The following is a 2173-nucleotide window of genomic DNA, read 5'->3' as shown; positions in this document are numbered from 1 at the left end:
CCACCGATGAGCGATGGCGGTGATTTCGAGCCCAAGCACATCCTCTACGGCTGGCTGGCCGGTGTGTCCGCTCAGTCGCCGCATCAGCAGGACGCCTGGGACTTCCTCTCCTTCGCGCTCGGGAAGGATCGACTCAGCTCGTTCCTGGAGACGAATGCGCCGATCACGGGGCGGACGTCCTTCCTGGAAGACGAATCGATTGTGGAGGCATACCCTGTCGTTACCGCCCTTCCCGAGGGTATTGAGGAGGGCACGTTGCTGCCGCGAATCCCGGAGCTTACGGAGATCATGCTCCGCATCTCGCAGACGGTCAGCGCTATTCAGAGTGAGCAGGTCGAGCTGGATCCGGCGATGGACCAGCTGAACGATGATGTGCTGGCCATCCTCATCGCGTCTGGACGCGTCACGCCTTGATGACCGCTACGCAGACCCGGAGCCGTCGGCGTGCCGACGGCTCCGGGTCCCCCACAGTTTCTCCGCGCAGCTCTCGTTATCGCGGCGCGTTGACCGCGGTGCCGTATGTCACGCCGACGTGGATTCTGATGATCGTGGTCGGGTTGTTGCCGATCGGTTACGCCGTATGGATGTCGGTGAGCAATCAGAGTCCGACCGCTCCCTCGGCGGGGTTCGTGGGGTTGGCGAACTATGTTGCGGCGGTCTTCACGCCGGCGTTCGGTCAGGCGCTTCTGGTCACGCTGATCCTGGTCGTGTTCGGTCTGATCATCCAGTTCACCTTCGGCTACCTGCTCGCGTCGTTGCTGCACCGACAGATGCGGGGATACCAGATCGCGCGCAGCATCCTGCTCGTGCCGATGCTCCTTACGCCCGTCATCGTCGGCCTCATCTTCAAGTTCATCTTCTCCCCCGACCTCGGCATCATCTTCTTCGTCCAGCAAGCGATCGGAGTGAACCTTCCCTGGTTCTCCGATCCCGCGTTCGCTCGCGGACTGATCCTGATCATCGACGCCTGGATGCACATCCCGTTCGTCATGCTCATGCTCCTGGCCGGCATGGCCAGCATGCCCCAGGAACCGCTCGAGTCCGCCTCGATCGACGGGGCAGGTTGGTGGCAGACGCTGAGATACATCACCCTCCCGATGCTCGCCCCGATCATCACCATCACACTGCTCGTGCGCACGGTCGACACAGCACGACTGTTCGACATCATCTACACCTCCACAGAGGGAGGTCCGGGCTTGGCAACGGTGACAGCCTCGCTGAGCGCCTACGAGCGGACGTTCCAGTTCTACGAGTTCGGACAGGGCGCCGCGATGGCAGTCGCGCTGGCCGTCATCATGTTCCCCGTCTATTTCCTCTACGTAAGGCTGACAAAGGTATGAAGCGTAAGAGGCTCATCGGGACCGCGATCGCACAAACGGTCTTGCTCATCGCCGTCCTGTTCGCGCTGTTCCCCGTGTTCTGGGTCATCCTCACGTCTTTCAAGAACAACGCCGACGCCACAGCACCAGCAAACCAGGCCTTCGACTTCACACCCACCCTCGACAACTTCCAAGGAGTCCTGGCATCGAGTGTGTTCCAAGCGGCCCTGCAGACCTCTCTGGTCGTCACCGTGACCACCACCCTCGCCGTCGTCGTGGTCGCACTGCTCGGCGGCTACGCGTTCGCCAGGCTAAGAGTCCCCGGCCGGCGCGTCCTCGTAGCCGTCATGGTCCTCGTCCAGGTCATCCCCGGAATCGTGCTGCTGATCCCCTTGTTCCGCATCGTCAGCCAGGCACGCCTCTACGACCAATGGATCTCACTGATCATCGTCCTGACAGGACTACTGACCCCGTTCGCAACATGGCTCATGCTCGCCTTCATCCGATCCTTCCCCGAAGAGATCGAAGAAGCGGCCATGATCGACGGCGCCAACCGCTTTCAAATGTTCCGCCACGTCCTGATCCCCATGGTCGCCCCAGGCCTGGTCACCGCCGCGATCTTCACCGCCATCGCCGCATGGAACTCATTCCTCATCCCCGTCATCCTCGGCCAATCACGAGCACAAACCCTCACCGTCTACGTCGCCGGCTTCGTCACCCAACAAGAGATCAAATGGGCAGAACTCTGCGCAACCGCAGTCATCATCCTCGCCCCCATCGTGCTGTTCACCCTCGTCATGCAACGACCACTCGTCAAAGGCATCACCGCCGGCAGCCTCAAATCATGACCCACG

The 2173-nt window shown here is 61.6% G+C and carries 3 protein-coding genes; all 3 read left to right on the top strand.

What is annotated here, in order from left to right; translation table 11 throughout:
* Positions 1 to 414: type 2 periplasmic-binding domain-containing protein (locus ABD197_RS16675; RefSeq protein WP_344056115.1), on the top strand; the 414-nt coding region annotated here is incomplete at its 5' end.
* Between the two features lie 98 nt (positions 415 to 512).
* Positions 513 to 1340, top strand: coding sequence for a carbohydrate ABC transporter permease (locus tag ABD197_RS16670; RefSeq protein ID WP_344056116.1), 828 nt, complete (start codon positions 513 to 515; stop codon positions 1338 to 1340).
* A gap of 41 nt (positions 1341 to 1381) precedes the next feature.
* Positions 1382 to 2167, top strand: a complete 786-nt coding sequence (locus ABD197_RS16665; RefSeq protein WP_344056114.1) for a carbohydrate ABC transporter permease — start codon at positions 1382 to 1384, stop codon at positions 2165 to 2167.
* The last annotated feature ends 6 nt before the right edge of the window (positions 2168 to 2173 follow it).

The organism is Microbacterium lacus (assembly GCF_039531105.1).
GTDB lineage: Bacteria > Actinomycetota > Actinomycetes > Actinomycetales > Microbacteriaceae > Microbacterium > Microbacterium lacus.
This window is presented reverse-complemented; position numbering and strand designations above follow the sequence as displayed.